The 20,276-nt window shown below is 60.2% G+C and carries 19 protein-coding genes and 2 pseudogenes; 14 read left to right on the top strand and 7 right to left on the bottom strand.

What is annotated here, in order from left to right:
- Positions 1–93: 93 nt before the first annotated feature.
- The 4 genes from acs to FHK92_RS22460 all read left to right on the top strand — a co-directional run bounded on the left by acs (position 94) and on the right by FHK92_RS22460 (position 6,613).
- A complete protein-coding gene (gene acs, locus FHK92_RS22475; RefSeq protein ID WP_181290046.1) occupies positions 94–2,031 on the top strand; it encodes an acetate--CoA ligase in 1,938 nt (645 codons plus the stop codon).
- A 220-nt stretch (positions 2,032–2,251) separates the two neighbouring features.
- Positions 2,252–3,268: a class I SAM-dependent rRNA methyltransferase gene (locus FHK92_RS22470; protein WP_181290045.1), complete on the top strand. Its 1,017-nt coding sequence runs from the start codon at positions 2,252–2,254 to the stop codon at positions 3,266–3,268.
- 116 nt (positions 3,269–3,384) lie between these two features.
- Positions 3,385–6,318, top strand: coding sequence for a DUF748 domain-containing protein (locus tag FHK92_RS22465; RefSeq protein ID WP_181290044.1), 2,934 nt, complete (start codon positions 3,385–3,387; stop codon positions 6,316–6,318).
- 1 nt (position 6,319) lies between these two features.
- The gene (locus tag FHK92_RS22460; RefSeq protein WP_181290043.1) at positions 6,320–6,613 is read left to right on the top strand and encodes a DUF2845 domain-containing protein; all 294 of its coding nucleotides are present in this window, start codon (positions 6,320–6,322) and stop codon (positions 6,611–6,613) included.
- Between the two features lie 285 nt (positions 6,614–6,898).
- Here FHK92_RS22460 and FHK92_RS22455 read toward each other — a convergent pair whose 3' ends face one another.
- Together FHK92_RS22455 and FHK92_RS22450 are read right to left on the bottom strand one after the other, a co-directional pair.
- Positions 6,899–7,252: a BON domain-containing protein gene (locus FHK92_RS22455; RefSeq protein ID WP_181290042.1), complete on the bottom strand. Its 354-nt coding sequence runs from the start codon at positions 7,250–7,252 to the stop codon at positions 6,899–6,901.
- Between the two features lie 308 nt (positions 7,253–7,560).
- The gene (locus FHK92_RS22450) at positions 7,561–8,001 is read right to left on the bottom strand and encodes a pilin (protein WP_181290041.1); all 441 of its coding nucleotides are present in this window, start codon (positions 7,999–8,001) and stop codon (positions 7,561–7,563) included.
- A 226-nt stretch (positions 8,002–8,227) separates the two neighbouring features.
- On the opposite strand from FHK92_RS22450, the gene pilB reads away from it, so the two are divergent.
- Genes pilB through yacG form a run of 5 tightly spaced genes read left to right on the top strand, consistent with a single transcriptional unit; the run spans position 8,228 to position 12,845 of the window.
- Entirely contained in the window at positions 8,228–9,928 is a 1,701-nt protein-coding gene (gene pilB, locus FHK92_RS22445) for a type IV-A pilus assembly ATPase PilB (protein ID WP_181290040.1), read from the top strand.
- Between the two features lie 2 nt (positions 9,929–9,930).
- A complete protein-coding gene (locus FHK92_RS22440) occupies positions 9,931–11,148 on the top strand; it encodes a type II secretion system F family protein (RefSeq protein ID WP_181290039.1) in 1,218 nt (405 codons plus the stop codon).
- Position 11,149: 1 nt separating this feature from the next.
- Positions 11,150–12,019 carry a prepilin peptidase gene (locus tag FHK92_RS22435; protein ID WP_181290038.1) on the top strand — a complete coding sequence of 290 codons (870 nt, stop codon included), beginning with the start codon at positions 11,150–11,152 and terminating at the stop codon, positions 12,017–12,019.
- Complete coding sequence (coaE, locus tag FHK92_RS22430; protein WP_181290037.1) at positions 12,019–12,642, top strand: dephospho-CoA kinase; 624 nt, start codon at positions 12,019–12,021, stop codon at positions 12,640–12,642. The genes FHK92_RS22435 and coaE overlap by 1 nt, the downstream gene beginning before the upstream one ends.
- On the top strand, positions 12,639–12,845 hold the full coding sequence (yacG, locus tag FHK92_RS22425; protein WP_181290036.1) for a DNA gyrase inhibitor YacG: 207 nt from the start codon (positions 12,639–12,641) through the stop codon (positions 12,843–12,845). Before coaE ends, yacG begins: the two co-directional genes overlap by 4 nt.
- A gap of 185 nt (positions 12,846–13,030) precedes the next feature.
- Here yacG and FHK92_RS22420 read toward each other — a convergent pair whose 3' ends face one another.
- The 3 genes from FHK92_RS22420 to FHK92_RS22410 form a co-directional block, all read right to left on the bottom strand.
- Positions 13,031–13,246, bottom strand: a complete 216-nt coding sequence (locus tag FHK92_RS22420) for a hypothetical protein (protein ID WP_181290035.1) — start codon at positions 13,244–13,246, stop codon at positions 13,031–13,033.
- Between the two features lie 63 nt (positions 13,247–13,309).
- On the bottom strand, positions 13,310–13,996 hold the full coding sequence (locus tag FHK92_RS22415) for an energy-coupling factor ABC transporter permease (protein WP_181290034.1): 687 nt from the start codon (positions 13,994–13,996) through the stop codon (positions 13,310–13,312).
- A gap of 71 nt (positions 13,997–14,067) precedes the next feature.
- A complete protein-coding gene (locus FHK92_RS22410) occupies positions 14,068–14,481 on the bottom strand; it encodes a tautomerase family protein (protein ID WP_181290033.1) in 414 nt (137 codons plus the stop codon).
- Positions 14,482–14,622: 141 nt separating this feature from the next.
- On the opposite strand from FHK92_RS22410, the gene FHK92_RS22405 reads away from it, so the two are divergent.
- The 5 genes from FHK92_RS22405 (at position 14,623) to FHK92_RS22385 (ending at position 18,320) form a co-directional block, all read left to right on the top strand.
- Entirely contained in the window at positions 14,623–15,516 is an 894-nt protein-coding gene (locus tag FHK92_RS22405; RefSeq protein WP_181290032.1) for a LysR substrate-binding domain-containing protein, read from the top strand.
- Between the two features lie 68 nt (positions 15,517–15,584).
- Positions 15,585–16,211, top strand: coding sequence for a DUF1780 domain-containing protein (locus tag FHK92_RS22400; protein WP_181290031.1), 627 nt, complete (start codon positions 15,585–15,587; stop codon positions 16,209–16,211).
- The gene (locus tag FHK92_RS22395) at positions 16,208–16,735 is read left to right on the top strand and encodes an MOSC domain-containing protein (protein WP_181290030.1); all 528 of its coding nucleotides are present in this window, start codon (positions 16,208–16,210) and stop codon (positions 16,733–16,735) included. Before FHK92_RS22400 ends, FHK92_RS22395 begins: the two co-directional genes overlap by 4 nt.
- 52 nt (positions 16,736–16,787) lie before the next feature.
- Complete coding sequence (locus FHK92_RS22390; RefSeq protein ID WP_003185543.1) at positions 16,788–16,961, top strand: DUF3094 domain-containing protein; 174 nt, start codon at positions 16,788–16,790, stop codon at positions 16,959–16,961.
- Between the two features lie 60 nt (positions 16,962–17,021).
- Positions 17,022–18,320: an NAD(P)/FAD-dependent oxidoreductase gene (locus FHK92_RS22385; RefSeq protein ID WP_030140263.1), complete on the top strand. Its 1,299-nt coding sequence runs from the start codon at positions 17,022–17,024 to the stop codon at positions 18,318–18,320.
- 180 nt (positions 18,321–18,500) lie between these two features.
- Here FHK92_RS22385 and FHK92_RS28200 read toward each other — a convergent pair.
- Together FHK92_RS28200 and FHK92_RS28195 are read right to left on the bottom strand one after the other, a co-directional pair.
- Positions 18,501–19,148: pseudogene (locus FHK92_RS28200) on the bottom strand (methyl-accepting chemotaxis protein); the annotation flags it as partial.
- A gap of 207 nt (positions 19,149–19,355) precedes the next feature.
- A pseudogene (locus FHK92_RS28195) lies at positions 19,356–20,126 on the bottom strand (MCP four helix bundle domain-containing protein); the annotation flags it as partial.
- Positions 20,127–20,276 lie beyond the last annotated feature (150 nt).

Raw genomic sequence — 20,276 nt, 5'->3', positions numbered from 1 at the left:
CTCGCTCCCACATTGGTTCTATCTACAACTTGAACTGGATATTTACTGGGCGCATCTTTATATCTTGTCGCAAAACAAGAATAAGGAACCGTCATGTTCGATATCAGCCAGTACCCCCACGCCGATGCCGTCCGCCGGGCTGCGCAACTGAGTCAGGACGAGTACAAGCGGCTCTACAAAGAATCCATCGAACACCCCAGCACCTTCTGGGCCGAGCAGGCCACGCGCTTTCTCGACTGGATGACCCCGTGGCAGACCGTCCAGCGCTATGACCTCAAGAACGGCGACGCGAGCTGGTTCGCCGGCGGCACGCTGAACGTCAGCGCCAATTGCATCGACCGTCACCTGGCGACCCGCGGCGACCAGACCGCGATCATCTGGGAAGGCGACAATCCCGCCGAATCGGCAGAAATCAGCTACAGAAAACTTCACCATCACGTATGCCGACTGGCTAATGTGCTGAAAAGCCGTGGCGTGAAGAAAGGCGACCGGGTCTGCATCTACATGCCAATGATTCCGGAAGCGGCCTACGCGATGCTCGCCTGCACACGTATTGGTGCGGTGCATTCGGTGGTGTTCGGCGGCTTTTCGCCGGATTCGCTGCGCGACCGGATACTCGATGCGGATTGCCGCACCGTCATCACCGCCGACGAAGGTGTGCGCGGTGGGCGCTTCATACCGCTCAAGCGCAACGTCGACAAGGCGCTGGAAAGCTGCCCGAACGTCAGCACCGTGCTGGTGGTCGAGCGCACCCAGGGCGAGGTGAACTGGGTCGAAGGTCGGGACCTCTGGTATCACCAGGCCACACATGAGGTGAGCGACGATTGCCCGCCTGAACCAATGGACGCCGAAGACCCGTTGTTCATCCTCTACACGTCCGGCAGCACCGGCAAGCCCAAGGGTGTGCTGCACACCACTGGCGGTTATCTGCTGCAAGCGGCGATGACCTTCAAGTACGTCCTCGATTACCGCGACAATGAAGTCTTCTGGTGCACCGCCGACGTCGGCTGGGTCACCGGCCATAGCTACATCGTCTACGGCCCGCTGGCCAACGGTGCCACCACACTGATTTTCGAGGGCGTGCCGAGTTATCCGAGCAGTTCGCGGTTCTGGCAGGTGATCGACAAACACCAGGTCAATATTTTCTACACCGCGCCGACCGCGTTGCGCGCCCTGATGCGCGAAGGCGCCGCGCCCCTGCAGGAAACGTCTCGCAAGAGCCTGCGATTGCTCGGCAGTGTCGGTGAGCCGATCAACCCGGAGGCGTGGGAATGGTATTTCAACGTTGTAGGCGAACAACGTTGCCCGATTGTCGATACCTGGTGGCAGACCGAGACCGGCGGCATCATGCTCAGCCCCCTGGTGAGCGCGCCACGGCTCAAGCCAGGTTGCGCCACGCGACCGATGTTCGGCGTGCAACCGGTGCTGCTGGATGAGGTTGGCAAGGAAATCAGCGGCGCGGGCAGTGGTGTGCTGGCGATCAAATCGAGCTGGCCAGCGCAGATTCGCAGCGTCTATGGCGATCATCAGCGCATGGTCGAAACGTACTTCAAGCCCTACCCCGGCTATTACTTCACCGGTGACGGCGCCCGCCGCGACGAGGACGGCGACTACTGGATCACCGGACGCATCGACGACGTCATCAACGTCTCGGGCCACCGTATCGGCACCGCCGAGGTGGAAAGCGCCTTGGTGCTACACGACAGTATTGCCGAAGCGGCGGTCGTCGGTTATCCCCACGATCTCAAGGGTCAGGGTATCTATGCCTTCGTCACGCCGATGGACGGTGTCGAGGCCAACGATGAGCTGAAGAAGGAATTGCTGGCCCATGTCAGCAAGGAAATCGGCAGTTTCGCCAAACCGGAGCTGATCCAGTGGGCGCCGGCCCTGCCCAAGACTCGTTCGGGCAAGATCATGCGACGGATCCTGCGCAAGATCGCCTGCAACGAACTCGACAGCCTCGGCGACACCTCGACCCTGGCCGACCCGAGCGTGGTGGAGGGTTTGATCGACAAGCGCCTGAATCGTTAAGCCAAACACAAGAACCCGTGGCGAGGGAGCTTGCTCCCGCTGGACCGGGCTGGCGCTCCAGTGCGTAGCACTCCCAAAAATCCTAGGGCCGCTGCGCAACCCAGCGGGAGCAAGCTCCCTCGCCACAGGACGGTGTCTGACTCCTACCTTGTGCAACCCCAAACCCGATCAGCCATAACTGCTAAACTCCCGCGCTTCATTTCTCTAAGGCGCGCCCGGCATGTCTTCCTTGAATCTGGCGCTGCGCGCCGCCCTCGATCAGCGCCAGGCCCTGCTCGACCAACTGCACCGGCAAGGCACCGACTGCTATCGCCTGTTTCACGGCAGCCAGGAAGGGGCGCCCGGCCTGACCGTCGACCGCTACGGCCCACAATTGCTGGTCCAGAGCTTTCACCAGTCGCTGGAGCGTGATGCGCTGCTGCAACTGCGCGGCATCGTCAATGAACGCCTGGGCCTGGACACCCTGCTGGTCTACAACGATCGCTCCCGGGGCAACTCCCGTGTCGACCGCCAGGACAGCGTGTACCAGGCTGACGAGGCTGCGCTGCAAGACCTGATCGGGCACGAATGGGGCTTGAACTACCGCGTTCGCGGGCGTCACGCCGGCCAGGATCCGCTGCTGTTCCTCGACCTGCGCAACGCGCGCGGCTGGGTCAAGGACCACAGCCGGGGCAAAAGCGTCCTGAACCTCTTCGCCTACACCTGCGGCGTGGGCCTGAGTGCCGCAGCCGGCGGAGCGCGGGAGGTCTGCAACCTGGACTTCGCCGAAGGCAACCTGGCGGTGGGACGCGAGAACGGCTTGCTCAATCCGGAGCTGCCGACGATGGAGTTCGTGCAGTCAGATTATTTCCCGGCGATTCGTCAACTCGCCGGCCTGCCCATCAGCCAGCGGCGTGGGCAGAAACTGCCCAGCTATGTTCGCCTGGAACCGCGCCAATATGACTTGGTGCTACTTGATCCGCCCGCCTGGGCCAAAAGCGCCTTTGGCACTGTCGATCTGTTGCGCGATTACCAGAGCTTGCTCAAGCCAGCGTTGCTCACCACCGCCGACGATGGCGTGCTGATCTGCTGCAACAACCTGGCAAAGATCTCCATGGACGACTGGCGCGAACAGGTGTTGCGGTGCGCGCAGAAGATCGGTCGGCCGGTGCGCGAATGGAGCGCGCTGGCACCCGGCGACGACTTTCCGTCACGGGATAGGCAGCCGCCGCTGAAAACCTTGATTCTGCAATTCTGAGCTAGCCTCAGCAATCTCACAAAAAACGGACAATTCTCATAAAACACAGTGGCTTCGGAACCGTAAACGCATGCCATACTCCAAGGCACTCCGATTCACACCAGATGAAGCCACACATGCCCAAAGGATTGATTCGCGCTCTCGGCGCCCTGTTGACCGCATTGGCCCTCTACAGCCTGTTGGGCTTCCTGATCTTGCCGGGCATTGCCCTGCGTATCGCCAACCAGCAACTGGCCGCCCACGCGACGGTGCCGGCCCAGATCCAGCGCATCGAACTCAATCCTTTCAGCCTTGAAGTGACGGTCTGGGGGTTGATGGTCGGCGAGCCGGGCAAGGAACAGGTCGGTTTCGAACGCCTCTACGCCAACCTGCAGCTCGACAGCCTGTGGTCCGGCGCCCTGCACCTGGCCGACATCGAGCTCGACAAGCCGAAGACCGAAGTGGTGTTCGCCAAGAACGGTCAACTGAACCTGCTGGGCCTGTTCAAGCTGCCGCCCAGCGAGCCAACCCCGGCCGATCCCGAGGCCAAGCCATTCCCCTTGCGCGTGGATAGGATCAAGCTTGCCAGCGGCTACGTTCACTTCCAGGACCTGCGGCCCAGCGAACCCATCGAGTTTCTCTACGACACCCTCGATTTCGAGCTGAAAAACCTCAGCACCCTGCCCGACGACAGCGCGGACATGACCCTGGTCGCCGCGGGCCCCGCAGGCGGGCAGATCGATTGGACAGGCAACTTCAGCCTCGCACCGATTGCCTCCGAAGGGACGCTCAAGGTTACCGACGGCCAAATGAAAGCCTGGTGGCCCTACGTGCGTGACGCGGTGCCTCTGGTGTTGGAAAACGGTGTACTGAACCTCAGCACCGACTACAAACTCAACCTCGCCAAGGGCACGGAACTGCTCTTGAACAACACGGCTATCAGTGTTGCCCCTTTCGCCATCAAGGCACCTGATGGCCGTCCCCTGGCAAGGCTTGAACGTCTCGACGTCAGCGAAACCTCCCTGGACCTGGCGAAGCAGCAAGTCATCGTCGGCAAGGTCCGTAGCCAGAAGCTCGAAACCTGGGCCGCGCGCGAAGCGGACGGACAACTGGACTGGCAGAAGCTCTTCGCCAGCCAGCCAGCCAAGCCTAAGGCCAAGGTCGAACCGGCGTCGGCACCGGCAGCCGCCGACTCGCCCAAGCCTGAGCCGACAGCGCCGAGCAAGCCGTGGCAGGTGCTGTTGAAAGACGTGCAACTGCGCAATTACCAAGTGCACCTGGCCGACCGCCAGGCACAGCCGGCCGTCGCGTTGGAGGTCGGCCCACTCAATCTGGACCTGCAGAACTACGACACCCTCAACGGCTCGCCTTTCAATCTCAAGCTGGACACCGGGCTCGGCAAACAAGGCAAGATCCTCGCCGATGGCGTGGTCAACCTGAACCCAATCACTGCAAAACTGAACGTCAAGACCCAGGATATCGACTTGCGGGTCGCCCAGGCCTACATCACCCCCTTCATCCGCCTGGAACTGCGCTCCGGGATGCTCGGCAGTGACTTGGCGGTAGACCTCAAGAGCACCGAACCCCTGGCATTCGCGATCACCGGCCGCGCCCAGGTCGATCAGTTGCATACCCTCGACACCCTCAAGACCCGCGACTTTCTCAAGTGGCAGCGCCTGGAAGTCCAGGGCCTGAATTACCAGCATGGCGACAGCCTGTCGATCGACAAGGTCAACCTGTTCCAACCCTATGCACGCTTCATGATCAACGAAGATCGCACCACCAGCGTCGACGACCTGTTGATTCCACAGCCGGCCGATGGCCCTGCGAAGAACACGGCGGCCAAACCGGCCTCGAAGGATAAGCCGCTGGGTATTCATATTGGCGGTATCGCCATCAACGATGGCTCGGCCAACTTCGCCGACTTCAGCCTGACGCCAAACTTCGCCACGGCCATCCAGCAACTCAACGGTGAAATCGGCACCATCGACAGCCGCCAGGCCAAACCGGCCAGCGTGGATGTGAAGGGCAAGGTCGACCGCTACGCGCCGGTGACGATCAAGGGTGCGGTCAACCCCTTCGACCCGATGGCCAGCCTCGACATCGCCACCAGTTTCAAACGGGTCGAGCTGACCACCCTGACGCCCTACTCCGGCAAGTTCGCCGGCTATCGCATCCGCAAGGGCCGGCTCAATCTCGACCTGCATTACCGGATCACCAAGGGCCAGCTCCAGGCCGACAACAAAGTCGTGGTCGAGCAATTGCAACTGGGTGAAAAGGTCGACAGTCCAGACGCCGTCAGCCTGCCGCTCAAGCTGGCCGTCGCCTTGCTCAAGGACTCCGAGGGCAGGATTACCATCGAATTGCCGGTTTCCGGCAACCTCAACGACCCGCAGTTCAGCGTGATGCCGATTGTCTGGCAGACCCTGCGCAACCTCGTGGTACGCGCGGCCCAGGCACCGTTCAAGCTCATCGGCGGGCTGGTGTCCGGCGGTGGCTCGGAAGACTTGGGGAGCGTGGCATTCGCGCCGGGGTCCAGCGACTTGAGCAAGGAAAACGAAAGCGTGCTCCTCAAGCTGTCCGAAGCCTTGGGCAAGCGTCCGGAACTGCGCCTGGAAATCGAAGGCACCGCCGCCGAAAGCAGCGACGGTCCGCTGCTCGCCGGCCAGCGCCTGGAACGCGAATACCAATACACCTATTACAAGATGCTACAGCGCCGGGGCGACAAGGTCCCGGCCAAGGCTTCGTTGCTGCAAGTACCGGAAGATGAAAAGCCTCCCTTGCTGGAAGGCATCTACCGCACACGCCTGAAAACCCAGCCACCGGCTGAATGGACGCAGTTGGACAAGAAGGCCCGGATCGAAAAACTCCGTGAAGGCGTCATCAAGTTCTGGAGCGGCAGTGACCTGCTGCTGCGTGAACTGGGCCAGGAGCGCGCCAGCAGCATCAAGGATTTCCTGGTGGACAAAGGCAAGCTGGCCGATGACCGGGTGTACTTCATCGACGCAAGCCTGGGCCAAGCCGAAAAAGACGGTACCGTCATCACGCCAATGCATTTGGACGCGGAATGAAATGAAGTATTTGTACGGACTCAGCCTGAGCCTGCTGCTCGCAGTCGGCCAGGCCTCAGCCGATACATTGCGCTGCGGCAGCCAGTTGATCAGCGTTGGGGATCGTTCGAGCGAGGTGCTGCAAAAATGTGGTCAGCCTGTGGCTCGCGATGACTTGGGTTACAAACGCAGCGTCAATCGCCGAGAGGAATATCCGGTAGAGGAATGGACCTACGGGCCCAACAGCGGGATGTACCAATACTTGCGCTTCGAGGGGAATCGGCTGGTGCAGATTACCAGCAAGCGTGGGCGGTGACTGTCCCGACTCTATCGCGAGCAAGCTCGCTCCCACAGGGGCCGGGTTGTTTCTGGAAGAATGCGATCAAATGTGGGAGCGAGCTTGCTCGCGATGGGGGCAACCCGGTCTCTCTGACTGGCTCACATTCTCTCTCTCCCAAAATAGAACAGGCCCCCGGCACGAATGCCGGGGGCCTGCAATGGCCACGTCCATGTGGCCTTTCGCATGAACTCCAAAGCGACGGCAGACGTATAACCCAGCCCGTTTGCCGCGCCTTCTCCCGTCCAGGCGAGAAGCCTTTCCTTACTCGGATTTCAGGCCATCAGCCGATACGGCTTTGACGCCTTTGATTTTCTTGGTAATCGCGACGGCGGTGTCTTTCTGCGCGTCGGTCACAGCAACAGTGGAAGACAGGGACACAACGCCCTTGTTGGTTTCAACCTTGATGTCAGAGCCTGGAATGCCTTTCTCGGTGACCAGGTCAGCTTTGACCTTGGTGGTGATCCAGGTGTCGGAAACCTCTTCCTTGGCTTTTGTTGCTTCGCCCGCAGCCAGCATCATCGGGGCCTGAGTTGCTTGAGTGGTCTCGGCGAAAGCGCTAGCCATGGACAGGGTCAGTGCAGTGGCAGCAGCGGCAGTGATAGCGAACTTCTTCATACGAGTAACTCCTGTTTTTCTCAGAAACTGCCGAAAGTGAATCGCGGCAGGTTGTCAGGAGTAGTGCGAAGGCTGTGCCAGTTTTGAAACAGCAGAAATAACTTTATAAATCAGCTAGTTAAGCGAAGCGGTTGTTTTCGCAATCATGCAAATTGCATGACCGGGGGATTTGGTACATGCAACTTGCGGGTTTTGGTGGTTTGCTAAGCTTATGAATTCTTGAGGTTTATTTTTAAGATCAGGATTGCTCTCCTCAGATACGACAAAGCCCCGCTGGGACGGGGCTTTGGGTCGGTCTCGCTCAGCTGTTAACCTGCGCCCCCTGCCGCAGGAGCAGCTGCACCGCCTGTGCAGCCTGCCGGAAGATATTCCTGCGCAGCCGTGGAACCGCAAGTCCAGACACCTTGTGCAGAACGGGAAAGCGTAATCGCCTTGCCTAGAACAGGGGCTGGCGCATTCAGCAGCGTACACGCAATGGTGCCCACTCCATCTGCTGCGGTTCCTGAAGCAGTCAAGGTGCAATTGCTCGTAGGCGATGTGCCGCCAATATTGGCCAAGGTTGGGTTAGTCCCCTGGTTCAACACATCTTCGAACGGCACCTTCAACGCCGACACCTCCGCCAACCCGGCCGTCGCCTTCGCCCGCGCCTGATACTTCGAATATTGCGGCAACGCAAACGTCGCCAAAATACCAATGATCGCCACCACGATCAGCAGCTCGATCAGCGTAAAACCCTTTTGCTTATCCATAGACATCTCCCACGCATGAGCCGAAATCTCATGACCTGAAGCGGCCATTGCACGGCACATGCCAACCCGTAGAAGCCCAGCCAGCCAAGACCCTTCCCTCCGCAATGGTCCAACTTCCTACCCCAACAACCGCACTATCTGACGCTTTTTGTCACCTCTGCTCGCTGGTCAGGCGCATATGCTTGACTAGGCTATAAATCATGAACAGTCCGCGTCCGGTATTCCCATGAATGACATTGCCCTCAGCGGCCTGGCCAAGCAATTGGTGCTGGCCGAACTGATCTCTGAACAAAGCGCGCAACGGGCTTATCAACAGGCCCAGCGCAATCGCACGCCCCTGGTCAGTTACCTGGTGCAGAACAAACTGATCCAGAGCCGGCAGGTAGCGGAAATCGCCTCCGAGCATTTCGGTATCGCCCTGCTGGACCTCAACAGCCTCGACAAAGACAACCAGCCCACCGGCCTGGTCAGCGAGAAACTGGTGCGCCAGCATCATGCCCTGCCGCTGTGGCGGCGTGGCAACAAGCTGTACGTGGGCATTTCCGACCCCACCAATCATCAGGCCATCAACGACATCCAGTTCAGCACCGGCCTGACCACCGAAGCCATCCTGGTGGAAGACGATAAGCTCAGCGATGCGATTGAAAAGTTCTTTGAGTCCAGCAGTACAGGCCTGGAAGGCATGGCCGATGTCGACCTCGACGGCCTGGACATCGAGTCTATCGATGACCGCAAGCAGGACAGCATCGTCGGGCAGGATGGCGACGATGCGCCGGTGGTGCGCTTCGTCAACAAGATGCTGTTGGATGCCATCAAGGGCGGCTCTTCCGACTTGCATTTCGAACCCTATGAAAAAACCTACCGGGTCCGGGTGCGCACCGACGGCATGCTGCGGGAGGTCGCCAAGCCTCCCATCCAACTGGCCAACCGCATTGCCGCGCGCCTCAAGGTCATGGCCAGCCTGGACATCTCCGAGCGGCGCAAACCCCAGGACGGTCGCCTGAAGATGCGCCTGTCAAAGACCAAGTCCATCGACTTCCGGGTCAACACCCTGCCCACGCTCTGGGGCGAAAAAGTGGTGATCCGGATCCTCGACCCCTCCAGTGCGCAAATGGGTATCGACGCCCTGGGCTACGAGCCGGAACAGAAAGACCTGTACATGGCAGCCCTCAAGCAGCCGCAGGGGCTGATCCTGGTGACCGGGCCGACCGGCTCGGGCAAGACCGTGTCGCTCTACACCGGCCTGAACATCCTCAACACCGTGGATATTAATATTTCCACCGCCGAAGACCCGGTGGAAATCAACATGGAAGGCATCAACCAGGTCAACGTGAACCCGCGCCAAGGCCTGGATTTCGCCCATGCCCTGCGCTCGTTCCTACGCCAGGATCCGGACGTGATCATGGTCGGCGAGATCCGCGACCTGGAAACCGCCGAGATCGCCATCAAGGCCGCCCAGACCGGGCACCTGGTGCTCTCTACCCTGCACACCAACAGCGCCGCCGAAACCCTGGTCCGCCTGCACAACATGGGCATCCCGGGGTTCAACATCGCCACCGCGGTGCACCTGATCATCGCCCAGCGCCTGGCGCGCAAATTGTGCACGCATTGCAAGAAAGCCATCGAGATTCCCGAGGAAACCTTGCTCAAGGAAGGGTTCCCCCGGGAACGCATCGGCTCATTCACGATCTATGAGCCGGTCGGTTGCGAACAGTGCAACAACGGCTACAAAGGTCGCGTGGGGGTATACGAAGTGGTCAAGAACACGCCCGAGCTGCAACGGTTGATCATGGCCGAGGGCAACTCCCTGGAAATCGACCTGCAAATGCGTAAGGACGGCTTCAACGACCTGCGTACGTCGGGGCTGGTCAAAGTGATGCAAGGCATCACCAGCCTCGAAGAAATCAACCGGGTCACCAAGGATTGAACATGGCGGTCAAGGCTGTAAAAACCGACGTCTACGTGTGGGAAGGCAAGGACCGCAAAGGCACGAAAATGTCCGGCGAACTGACCGGCCAGAGCCCGGCGCTGATCAAGGCGCAACTGCGCAAACAGGGCATCAATCCAGGCAAGGTGCGCAAGAAATCCACCTCGATATTCAGCAAGGGCAAGCGCATCAAGCCGTTGGATATCGCCCTCTTCACGCGCCAGATGGCGACGATGCTCAAGGCTGGCGTGCCATTGCTGCAAGCCTTCGACATCATTGGCGAAGGCTTCGACAACGCCAACATGCGCAAGCTGGTGGACGAGGTGAAACAGGAAGTCGCCGCTGGTAACAGCTTTGCCGCGGCGTTGCGTAAATGCCCGCAGTATTTCGATGAGTTGTATTGCAACCTGGTGGACGCCGGCGAGCAGGCCGGTGCCCTCGATACGTTGCTGGACCGTGTCGCGACCTACAAGGAAAAAAGCGAAGCCCTCAAGGCCAAGATCAAGAAAGCCATGACGTATCCCGCGGCCGTGGTAGCGGTCGCGGCCGTGGTCACGAGCATCCTGCTGATCAAGGTCGTGCCGCAGTTCGAGTCGGTATTTTCCGGCTTTGGCGCAAAATTGCCGGCGTTCACGCTGATGGTCATCGGCCTGTCGGAATTCATGCAGGAGTGGTGGTGGCTGCTGCTTGGCGGTTTGGTCGGTGCGTTTTTCGGCGTTAAACATGCACTCAAGCGCTCCCAGGCGTTTCGTGACTGGCGGGACAAATGGCTGCTCAAGCTGCCCTTGATAGGTACTCTGATGTACAAGTCCGCCGTGGCCCGCTATGCCCGTACGCTGTCCACGACATTCGCCGCCGGCGTGCCGCTGGTCGAAGCCCTCGACTCGGTGTCGGGCGCCACCGGCAACGTGGTGTTCAAGCGTGCGGTGCAACGCATTCGACAGGATGTCTCCACCGGCATGCAGTTGAATTTTTCCATGCGTGCTTCCGGTATTTTTCCGAACCTGGCGATCCAGATGACGGCCATTGGCGAGGAATCCGGCGCACTGGACGACATGCTCGACAAAGTGGCAAGTTTTTATGAAGCCGAGGTGGATAATCTGGTGGACAACCTCACCAGCCTGATGGAACCCTTCATCATGGTGGTCCTGGGGGTGGTCGTCGGTGGCCTGGTGGTTGCCATGTACATGCCCATTTTTCAACTCGGCTCTGCGATCTGACATGCCCTTGAGCGAATTCTTCGTGCTTTACCCCTTGGCTTTCGTGCTGACGGCACTGCTGCTCGGGCTGATCATCGGCAGTTTCCTCAACGTACTGGTATGGCGCCTGCCGAAGATGCTCGACCGTGAATGGCGCCTGCAAGCACAGGATTTGCTGGGGCTTCCGGCCGAAGCTCCCGGTCCGATCTATAACTTGATGCTGCCCCACTCCCAATGCCCGCACTGCGGCCACCGCATCCGCGCCTGGGAAAATATTCCTTTGCTGAGTTACTTGGTATTGCGCGGGCGCTGCTCCAATTGCGCCGCCCCCATCGGCAAACGTTACCCGTTGACCGAACTGGCCTGTGGTGCCCTGTCGGCGTTCGTCGCTTGGCATTTCGGCTTCGGCTGGCATGCGGCGATGGCGATGGTGCTGAGTTGGGGCCTGTTGTCGATGAGCCTGATCGACGCCGAGCATCAATTGCTCCCCGATTCCCTCGTGCTGCCCTTGTTGTGGCTGGGCTTGATCGTCAACAGCTTCGGGCTGTTCGTGTCCCTCAACCAGGCGTTATGGGGCGCGGTGGCCGGTTACCTGGTGCTGTGGATGGTGTTCTGGGTCTTCAAGTTGCTGACCGGCAAGGAAGGCATGGGCTATGGCGACTTCAAGCTGCTGGCGATGCTGGGCGCCTGGGGCGGCTGGCAAATCCTGCCGGTGACGCTGCTGCTGTCTTCGCTGGTGGGCGCGGTTGTCGGCGTCGTCGTACTGCGCATGCGCAACGCACCGACATCGACGCAAATCCCCTTCGGACCCTATCTGGCCATTGCCGGCTGGATTGCCTTGCTCTGGGGTGGTCAAATAACCGACTTCTATTGGCACTCAGTCGGTTTCTAATGAACAGCTCCGCGGAAAAAACCTGGATTCTCGGCCTGACCGGTGGCATCGGCAGCGGCAAGAGCGCGGCGGCCCAGCACTTCATCGACCTGGGCGTGCACGTCATCGACGCTGACCATGCAGCGCGCTGGGTCGTCGAACCCGGACGTCCGGCGCTAGGAAAAATCGCCGAACACTTTGGCGCGCGTGTGCTGCAGGCGGACGGCGCGCTGGATCGCGCCGCGCTGCGCACGCTCATCTTCGAGAATGCCGAAGAGCGCCGCTGGCTGGAAGCGCTGCTGCACCCGCTGATCGCCGAAGAGATCGCCCATCATCTGGCCCAGGCAAAATCGTCTTATGCGATCCTGGTTTCACCGCTATTGATCGAGTCGGGGCAGTACGCCATGACCCAGCGGATCCTGGTGATCGACGCACCTGAACAATTGCAGGTCGAACGCACCTTGCAGCGCGACCAGACCAGCGAGCAGCAGGTCCAGGCGATCCTCAAGGCCCAATCCAGTCGCCAGGATCGCCTGAGCCATGCCGACGATGTGCTGGTCAACGACCGCGACCTCGCCTGGCTACACAGCGAGGTCGAGCGCCTGCATCACTTTTACCTTACCTTGCGTGGAGGCCAACCATGAGCCAACCCCCAATCGTTGATTGCCCAACCTGTGGCGCCCCGGTCGAATGGACCCCTGAAAGCAAATTCCGGCCGTTCTGTTCGGATCGCTGCAAGCTGATCGACCTTGGCGCCTGGGCGTCGGAAGAACACAAGATCCCCGTCGCCCCGGATGCCGAGGATGAATTGTTCAGCGAAGACTTCAATCCCCGCTCGCAGCACTAAGGCCTGGCCTGAATCACTGTGGCGAGGGGATTTATCCCCGTTGGGCTGCATAGCAGCCCTGAAACCTGACACAGTGATGTTTCGGATTGACTGCATTCAGCTTTTTTGGGGCTGCTGCGCAGCCCAACGGGGATAAATCCCCTCGCCACAGAATCATCGTTTTCCTAGTGGGCAGCATTCACCCTCTAAGGCCGCATGAACCCGTAATCCTGGCTGTCGTCGAGGTTCTCCGCGAGAAAACTCAATTCATCGGCCAAATCGTCGGCACTGCGTACGGTCTTGCTCTGCTGCACGATTGCGCTGAGCAAGGCCCGCAGGCTCAAGCCCGGATCAAAGCCGATCTCCATGGCCGCGTCGTGACTGCGCCGGATTTCTTGCCTCGCCCACTCATAAACACTCATGGTTGCACTCCTGGAAATTTTCCAAAGCATGCAGCGCGGCAGACAGTGCAGCCTTGACGTGAATCAAGGCTTGTCTTCGTCGTTCCAGGGCGCCGACAGATAGCGCGTGCGGTTGAAGGTCTCCAGCCATTCGGGACTGAACACCACCAGCGCGCTGACCACCATGCCGTTGATGAAAGCCTCTGGAAAAATGATCAGCCAGAGGTAACCGATGAAATCTTCCAGCCAGTACGGCATGACGAAAATGCCGTCGTACCAGAGCAGGCCAAGCCCCAGCAGCAGGCATCCCAACGCCGAAAGCGCGGCGGCGAGAAACCCGGAACAGAAGATATACACAAACAGATTGCGCGGCTGGGCCCGCTCCACCAGGACAGCGCAACATTCAGTGATCAGCACCGGCAGGAGAATCAACAGCGCGCCATTGATGCCGACTGCCATCATGTCCTGACGGCCCAGCAGCACCAGCGCGAGCTGCGCACAAAGCCCACCGAGGATCGCCAGCGGCCAGTCCAGCAGCAAAGTGACGGCGGTCATGCCAAGGAAGTGATACGAGACGCCCGTGTCGAAATCTCGTCGTACCAGCCACAACAGGAACAACGCCAGCACCGTGCCGAACAGCAAATGCTGGCGACGGCTGTCGGTAAACAGCTCGACCCACGGTGCCCGCGCCACCGCCCACGCCAGCACCGGCACATAGCTGAGCCAACCGACCGCCAGGGTCTGCGGTGAGAGCAATTCGGCACCGATCATGGCGACTCCTGCGAAAACGTGGACACGGTACAGCGCGGATTCGAGCACCGGTCCAACGCGCCGTTCGTTCGCTATTCGGTAGCGATACTTGCAGGCTGTTGCACCAGCGCCATTGCAAACTTTCCAAAGCCCACCGACCAATCCGAATAGTCGTTTTCATGCATGAAGATGAACACGTCTTGCGGGCGAACCTGGGCTTGGACGGCGAGATTGTCAGCGATGTTTTTGTAGAGGTCGCGCTTCATCGCATCGCTGCGGCCTCTGCGCATCGTAATCTCAATCACGATCAAATTGTCTGAACGGGCCACCCCGTTGAAAGTTCGGCTGTAGAAGAATTGTTGCGGATCGTAGTCCGTCACCAGGTTGAACAATTCATCCTGGGGCATACCGATACTTTCGACCAACGCCTGGTGTATGCCATCGACGATGCGTTGGCGTTGTTGCTGGCTGGTGCCTTTGATGACAGCTGTACGAACAAATGGCATGTGAGGTGCTCTCAATTGGACTCGGGAATGCTCCGCCACCCGAACGGTCGGCAGATAAGCGCAAGCCCGGCGATTCTGAGCAAACCTGCCGCCCGCTGATAACGATTTATGCGGCCAAAGTATTTGAGTTAAAGTCACTTCATGAAACGTCGCCTCCCCCCATTGAATGCGTTGCGTACCTTCGAGGCCGCGGCTCGACTCGGCAAAATGACGTCCGCTGCCGAAGAGCTGTCCGTCACGCCCGGCGCCGTGAGTCGCCAGGTGCGCCAGTTGGAACTGAGCCTTGGCGTCGATCTGTTCGAAGGGCCCAAGAACAAGCCGCAACTCACCGCTGCCGGAAAAGAACTCTTGCCTCAGTTGACGGCCGCGCTGGACCAGATCGAGGCGGCAGTGGGCCGGGTCCGGGATACCGCGACAGGCACTCTGGACGTTTCCTGCTTCAGCACGCTTACCGTCAAGTGGTTGATACCTCGTCTGTTCGACTTCAACTCGACTTACCCGGATATCAAGATTCGCTTGAGCTCACCGGTTGCTGGGGCGGATCCGGCCCGAGATCGCTATGACGTGATGATCACCGCCGAACAGGACGCTATTGGCGAACAAGAAAATACTGTTGTGCTGTTTCCTGAACGACTGGGCATCGTTTTGTCGCCCGCATTAGCCGCACGCCTGCAACTCACCGATGTGAACTCGATCTTCAAGCATCCGCTGTTGCATACCCGAACGCGTCCAGACGCCTGGGCAAACTGGGCCGACGCGGTTGGCTACCGGGGCACGCCCCCGACCGGACTGGAATACGAGCACTATTACTTTACGTTGGAAGCGGCGATTGCCGGCCTGGGGATTTGCGTCGCCCCTTGGCATCTGGTGGCCGACGACATTCGCCTTGGCCGCCTGATGGCACCGTTTGGCTTTCATCCGAGCCGTTATGTCTACCTGGCGAAGCGAAGTGCCCAACACAGCAAGAAACTGGAGTTGTTTTGCGCCTGGCTGGCGCGTCAGGCTGAACAGGACCTCCCACCAGGCCCTGCCTGAGTGAAAATTTGCCCCTTGGCGACACGCTTTATTTTTTATCAACACATTTGAACGCTAAGCTTGGGCTCATGGATGATTCCGATTACTTACGCCTGCTGACGATCGCCGCCGAGCAGGCCAACGCCTTTCTCTCCAATGCCCGCAAATGGGAGCGTGAGCGTTGGGTCTGCCAGCGCCTCCTGCAAGGGTTGAACGTGCCCTATCGCGGCGACGAGTTCGCGCCAGCCGGGGAACCACCAGACGTCTTGTTCCGCGATGCCAACTTCGAAGTGTTTTTTGTGCTCGACGAAGGCCGCCGCCTCAATGACGAATGGCGCGATGAACTGCAGCGGCGCCGCAGCGCCTTCTCCTTGAGCCAACTGGTGCGCCGCGAAGCCAAGCCCCGGCGGATCCCGGCCAACGAATTCCTGATGAGGCTGGCGCCGACCTTGCGCAAGAAAGCCCACAACTACACCGAGCGCGGCATGGACCTGGGAGAGTTGGACATCATCGCGTTCGCCAGTCTCAAGCGCGAAGTGCTGGACCTCAACAGCCATTTCCCGCCGCCGACCGAATACCTGCGCCAGGGCTGGCGCTCGTTGTCACTGGTGGGGCCGACGTTCGCCCGCGTACTGTTCGCCCATCCCGATGCACCGGATTTTTTGCGGGGCAACCTGGGTCGCAGCATCGTCTTCGATGTCGGGATCAGCCTGTGAGCCCCTTGCAGGAATTGATCGCCGCCGTGCCGCAACAGGGCCGCGTCCGCTGGATCGGCGTGCGACCCCAGGGCCATGCGCCGATGATCGAACTGGACGCCGTGGAGGCGCGCCTGGAGGCAGGTCTCACCGGCGATCATGCCCGCCCCGGCGTGCGCAATGCCCGGCAGGTGACGTTGATCCAATGGGAGCACCTGGCCGTGATCAGCTCGCTGATGGGCCGTCCCGACGATCAGCCGGTGCAGCCGCAGGAGCTGCGGCGCAACATTGTAGTGAGCGGGATCAACCTGTTCAGCCTCAAGGGCCGGCGCTTTCGCATCGGCCAGGCCATTTTCGAAACCACCGGTTGGTGCCAGCCCTGCGCACGGCTGGAGCGAAATCTTGGCGAAGGCACGTTCCAGGCGGTACGCGGCCATGGCGGAATCACGGCCCGAGTGTTAAAAAGTGGAATCATTCGCCTGGACGACAGCCTGATCATCGAACCCGTTCCGGCGAGCGGCTATGCGGCTTTCAACGCTGGATAGCCGGACGCTGTAACGTCTTCACATCCCGCAACGTCTACCTGACGAGGCCTTTATGACCAGTCGCCTGAACCCAGATGACCAGAAGCATGTCGAAGAGTACCTGCAACTGTCCCAGCACCGAGTCGAGCGCCGGCCTTTCCGGCCGTGGATGCTCCTGGTGGTGGTACTGGCCGTGACCATCGGCCTGGGCCTGTTGAGCCGACTGATCAGTTACCTGACGCTATGAGCCGCTTAGCGCTCGCTCGGGTAACGGCACCGAATTCCTTTAGCCTTGCGAGATATCCCCATGACTCATCGTATTGTCATCGTTGGCGGCGGCGCCGGCGGCCTGGAGTTGGCTACCCGTCTGGGTAAGACTCTGGGCAAGCGCGGCACGGCCAGCGTGATGCTGGTCGACGCGAACCTGACCCACATCTGGAAGCCATTGCTGCACGAAGTGGCTGCCGGTTCCTTGAACTCCTCCGAAGACGAACTCAACTACGTCGCCCAGGCGAAATGGAACCACTTCGAGTTCCAGCTCGGGCGCATGAGCGGCCTGGATCGCGAGAACAAGAAAATCCAACTCGCCGCCACCTATGACGAGGCGGGCGTCGAGCTGTTGCCGGCCCGGGAGCTGGGCTACGACACCCTGGTCATTGCCGTCGGCAGCACCACCAACGATTTCGGCACCGAGGGCGCGGCGCAACACTGCCTGTTCCTCGACACCCGCAAACAGGCCGAGCGCTTCCACCAGCAATTGCTTCATCACTACCTGCGCGCCCATGCCGGACAGACCGATATCGTCGAGCGCATCAGCGTCGCCATCGTCGGCGCCGGTGCGACCGGTGTCGAACTTGCGGCCGAGCTGCACAACGCCGCCCACGAACTGCATGCCTACGGCCTCGACCGGATCAAACCGGAGAACATGCACATCACGTTGATCGAAGCCGGGCCGAGGGTCCTACCGGCACTGCCTGAGCGTATCGGCGGACCGGTGCACAAGACCCTGGAGAAACTTGGGGTCAACGTCATGACCAACGCAGCCGTCAGCCAGGTAACCGCTGACAGCCTGGTTACGGCGGATGGCAAAGTGATCGACGCGAGCCTGAAGGTCTGGGCGGCCGGGATTCGTGCGCCGGAATTCCTCAAGGATATCGATGGGCTGGAGACCAACCGGATCAATCAGCTGCAAGTGCTGCCGACGCTACAGACCACTCGCGACGAGAACATCTTTGCCTTCGGCGACTGCGCCGCCTGTCCGCAACCGGGCAGCGACCGCAACGTTCCACCGCGCGCCCAGGCCGCGCACCAGCAAGCCTCGCTGTTGGCGAAATCGCTGAAATTGCGGATCGAAGGCAAGGCCCTGCCTGAATACAAATACACCGACTACGGCTCGCTGATCTCGCTGTCGCGCTTCTCGGCGGTGGGTAACCTGATGGGCAACCTGACCGGCAGCGTGATGCTCGAAGGTTGGCTGGCGCGGATGTTCTACGTGTCGCTGTATCGCATGCACCAGATGGCGCTGTACGGAATGTTCCGCACGGCGATGCTGATGCTGGGCAGCAAGATCGGCCGCGGGACTGAGCCTCGGTTGAAGTTGCACTGAGGTCTTACTGACGATGGCGCCGGATCAGCAATATTGATGCTGGATGATCCACCGTCATCGCGAGCAAGCTCGCTCCCACAGTTGATCGCGGTCATCCTGTGGGAGCGAGCTTGCTCGCGATGAGGGCGGCATGGTCAATACTTAATCTCGGGCAGAATCACTGTCCAATCTATCCACCGATCAAACCTGAAACCGCTGCACCATCGTGCGCAGCGAATTCGCCAGTTGCGACAGCTCGTGGCTGGACGCGCTGGTCTGGTCCGCGCCAGTGGCCGAACGCACGGACAAATCACGAATATTGACCAGGTTGCGATCCACTTCGCGGGCCACTTGCGCCTGTTCCTCGGCGGCGCTGGCGATCACCAGGTTGCGCTCGTGGATCTGGTGCACTGACGCGGTGATGGTCTGCAATGCCTCGCCCGCCCGCTCCGCCATCGCCAGTGTGCTCGCCGCACGGCTGGAACTGGCTTGCATCGAGTCAAGCGCCTGGGTCGCGCCGTTACGCATGCCTTGGACCATCTGCTCGATTTCCTGGGTCGATTGCTGCGTGCGATAAGCCAGCGCTCTCACCTCGTCGGCGACCACCGCAAAACCACGACCGCTCTCCCCCGCCCTGGCCGCTTCGATGGCTGCGTTGAGCGCCAACAGGTTGGTTTGCTCGGCAATGGCCCGGATCACGTCCAGCACTTTGCCGATGTCCTGGGACTGGCTCGCCAGTGACTGCACCAGGCCACCGGTCACCTGCACATCACTGGCAAGCGCGCTGATGGCCTCGACAGTGTCGCTGACCCGCTCCTGGCCCAACGTCGCCGACTCGCTGGATTGGCGGGTGGCATCGGAGGTGGAGACAGCGTTGCGTGCGACTTCTTCCACTGCGGTGGTCATTTCCGTGACGGCGGTGGCAGCCTGTTCGATTTCGTTGTTTTGCTGTTGCAGGCTCTGGGTGCTATCGAGGGTGACGGCATTCAGCTCATCGGCAGCGGTTGCCAGTTGCGTTGCCGAGCCGCTGATGCTCTGCAGGGTTTGCCGAAGGTTCTGCTGCATGGTCGCCAAGGCCTTGAGCAAGCGGCTCACTTCATCGTTGCCATGGGTCTCGATGGGCCGGGTCAGATCGCCCCGCGCCACATTCTCGGCTGCATTCAACGCCTCGCCCAAAGGCTTGACGATGCTGCGAGTCAACAACATCGCCAGCACAACCGTGGCCAGGGCGGCCAGCACGACGAACAGGCTGACGATCATTCGCGAATTGACGTAATGCTCTTGGGACTTCTGGCTCTCGATCGAAACCTGCTTGGAGAACAACTCCGCCAGATCATTGAGCTGCTTGCCCGAGCCATCCACCACGGTTTTCATGTCCACCAGCAACAGCTTGATCAACTCATCCCGACGCCCCTGCTCCGCCAAGGTGAACGACTGGGCGATGCCCGAGCGGTAGGCGGCGAAGGTCTGTTTGAATTGGTCGTAAAGCGCCTTGCCTTCCGGTGTGACGACCAGCTTGTCGTAGCTGGCGATCTTTTCGCTCAGTTCTTTATCGCGGGTATCCATCTGGCCGCGATACACCGGGATGTTCTTCGGATCCTGGTCCAAGGCCATGCGCAGGGAAATGGTGCGGATGCGCAGCATCAGCTCGCGGATCTCGTCACCGCCGCGGATGCTGGGCAGCCACTGGGTCTCCACCGCAACCTCGCTGTCGCGGATACTGGACATCTGCCCCAGCGCAAACACCCCGAGTAATGCCACCAACACGGCGATCAAGGCGAAACCCAGCGCGGCACGGGGTGCGATATTCAATTGACGAAGAAACATAACGGGCGCCTTTTCTTGTTGTTGGCCAGAAGTAAGGGCGTCGGTCCATGCCCTGTAGGCGGGTTATCGGCAGGTTGTACGATGACTTGATGTGATTGGCACTTTTCGCAGGCAAAAAAAATCCCCGTATCTTTCGATACGAGGATTTTT

This window comes from Pseudomonas brassicacearum subsp. neoaurantiaca (genome assembly GCF_013608025.1).
Taxonomy (GTDB): domain Bacteria; phylum Pseudomonadota; class Gammaproteobacteria; order Pseudomonadales; family Pseudomonadaceae; genus Aquipseudomonas.
The sequence above is the reverse complement of the archived record's forward strand: the minus strand, read 5'-3'. Positions and strand labels throughout refer to the sequence as shown.

Bases quoted from the DNA above. Each gene is read 5' to 3' on its own strand.
- FHK92_RS22470 (WP_181290045.1), top strand. From the start codon at position 2,252: ATGTCTTCCTTGAATCTGGCGCTGCGCGCCGCCCTCGATCAGCGCCAG.
- pilB (WP_181290040.1), top strand. From the start codon at position 8,228: ATGAATGACATTGCCCTCAGCGGCCTGGCCAAGCAATTGGTGCTGGCC.
- FHK92_RS22385 (WP_030140263.1), top strand. From the start codon at position 17,022: ATGACTCATCGTATTGTCATCGTTGGCGGCGGCGCCGGCGGCCTGGAG.
- FHK92_RS22415 (WP_181290034.1), bottom strand. From the start codon at position 13,996: ATGATCGGTGCCGAATTGCTCTCACCGCAGACCCTGGCGGTCGGTTGG.
- FHK92_RS22435 (WP_181290038.1), top strand. From the start codon at position 11,150: ATGCCCTTGAGCGAATTCTTCGTGCTTTACCCCTTGGCTTTCGTGCTG.
- FHK92_RS22420 (WP_181290035.1), bottom strand. From the start codon at position 13,246: ATGAGTGTTTATGAGTGGGCGAGGCAAGAAATCCGGCGCAGTCACGAC.
- FHK92_RS22465 (WP_181290044.1), top strand. From the start codon at position 3,385: ATGCCCAAAGGATTGATTCGCGCTCTCGGCGCCCTGTTGACCGCATTG.
- FHK92_RS22410 (WP_181290033.1), bottom strand. From the start codon at position 14,481: ATGCCATTTGTTCGTACAGCTGTCATCAAAGGCACCAGCCAGCAACAA.
- acs (WP_181290046.1), top strand. From the start codon at position 94: ATGTTCGATATCAGCCAGTACCCCCACGCCGATGCCGTCCGCCGGGCT.
- FHK92_RS22400 (WP_181290031.1), top strand. From the start codon at position 15,585: ATGGATGATTCCGATTACTTACGCCTGCTGACGATCGCCGCCGAGCAG.
- FHK92_RS22440 (WP_181290039.1), top strand. From the start codon at position 9,931: ATGGCGGTCAAGGCTGTAAAAACCGACGTCTACGTGTGGGAAGGCAAG.
- FHK92_RS22460 (WP_181290043.1), top strand. From the start codon at position 6,320: ATGAAGTATTTGTACGGACTCAGCCTGAGCCTGCTGCTCGCAGTCGGC.
- coaE (WP_181290037.1), top strand. From the start codon at position 12,019: ATGAACAGCTCCGCGGAAAAAACCTGGATTCTCGGCCTGACCGGTGGC.
- yacG (WP_181290036.1), top strand. From the start codon at position 12,639: ATGAGCCAACCCCCAATCGTTGATTGCCCAACCTGTGGCGCCCCGGTC.
- FHK92_RS22390 (WP_003185543.1), top strand. From the start codon at position 16,788: ATGACCAGTCGCCTGAACCCAGATGACCAGAAGCATGTCGAAGAGTAC.
- FHK92_RS22405 (WP_181290032.1), top strand. From the start codon at position 14,623: ATGAAACGTCGCCTCCCCCCATTGAATGCGTTGCGTACCTTCGAGGCC.
- FHK92_RS22455 (WP_181290042.1), bottom strand. From the start codon at position 7,252: ATGAAGAAGTTCGCTATCACTGCCGCTGCTGCCACTGCACTGACCCTG.
- FHK92_RS22450 (WP_181290041.1), bottom strand. From the start codon at position 8,001: ATGGATAAGCAAAAGGGTTTTACGCTGATCGAGCTGCTGATCGTGGTG.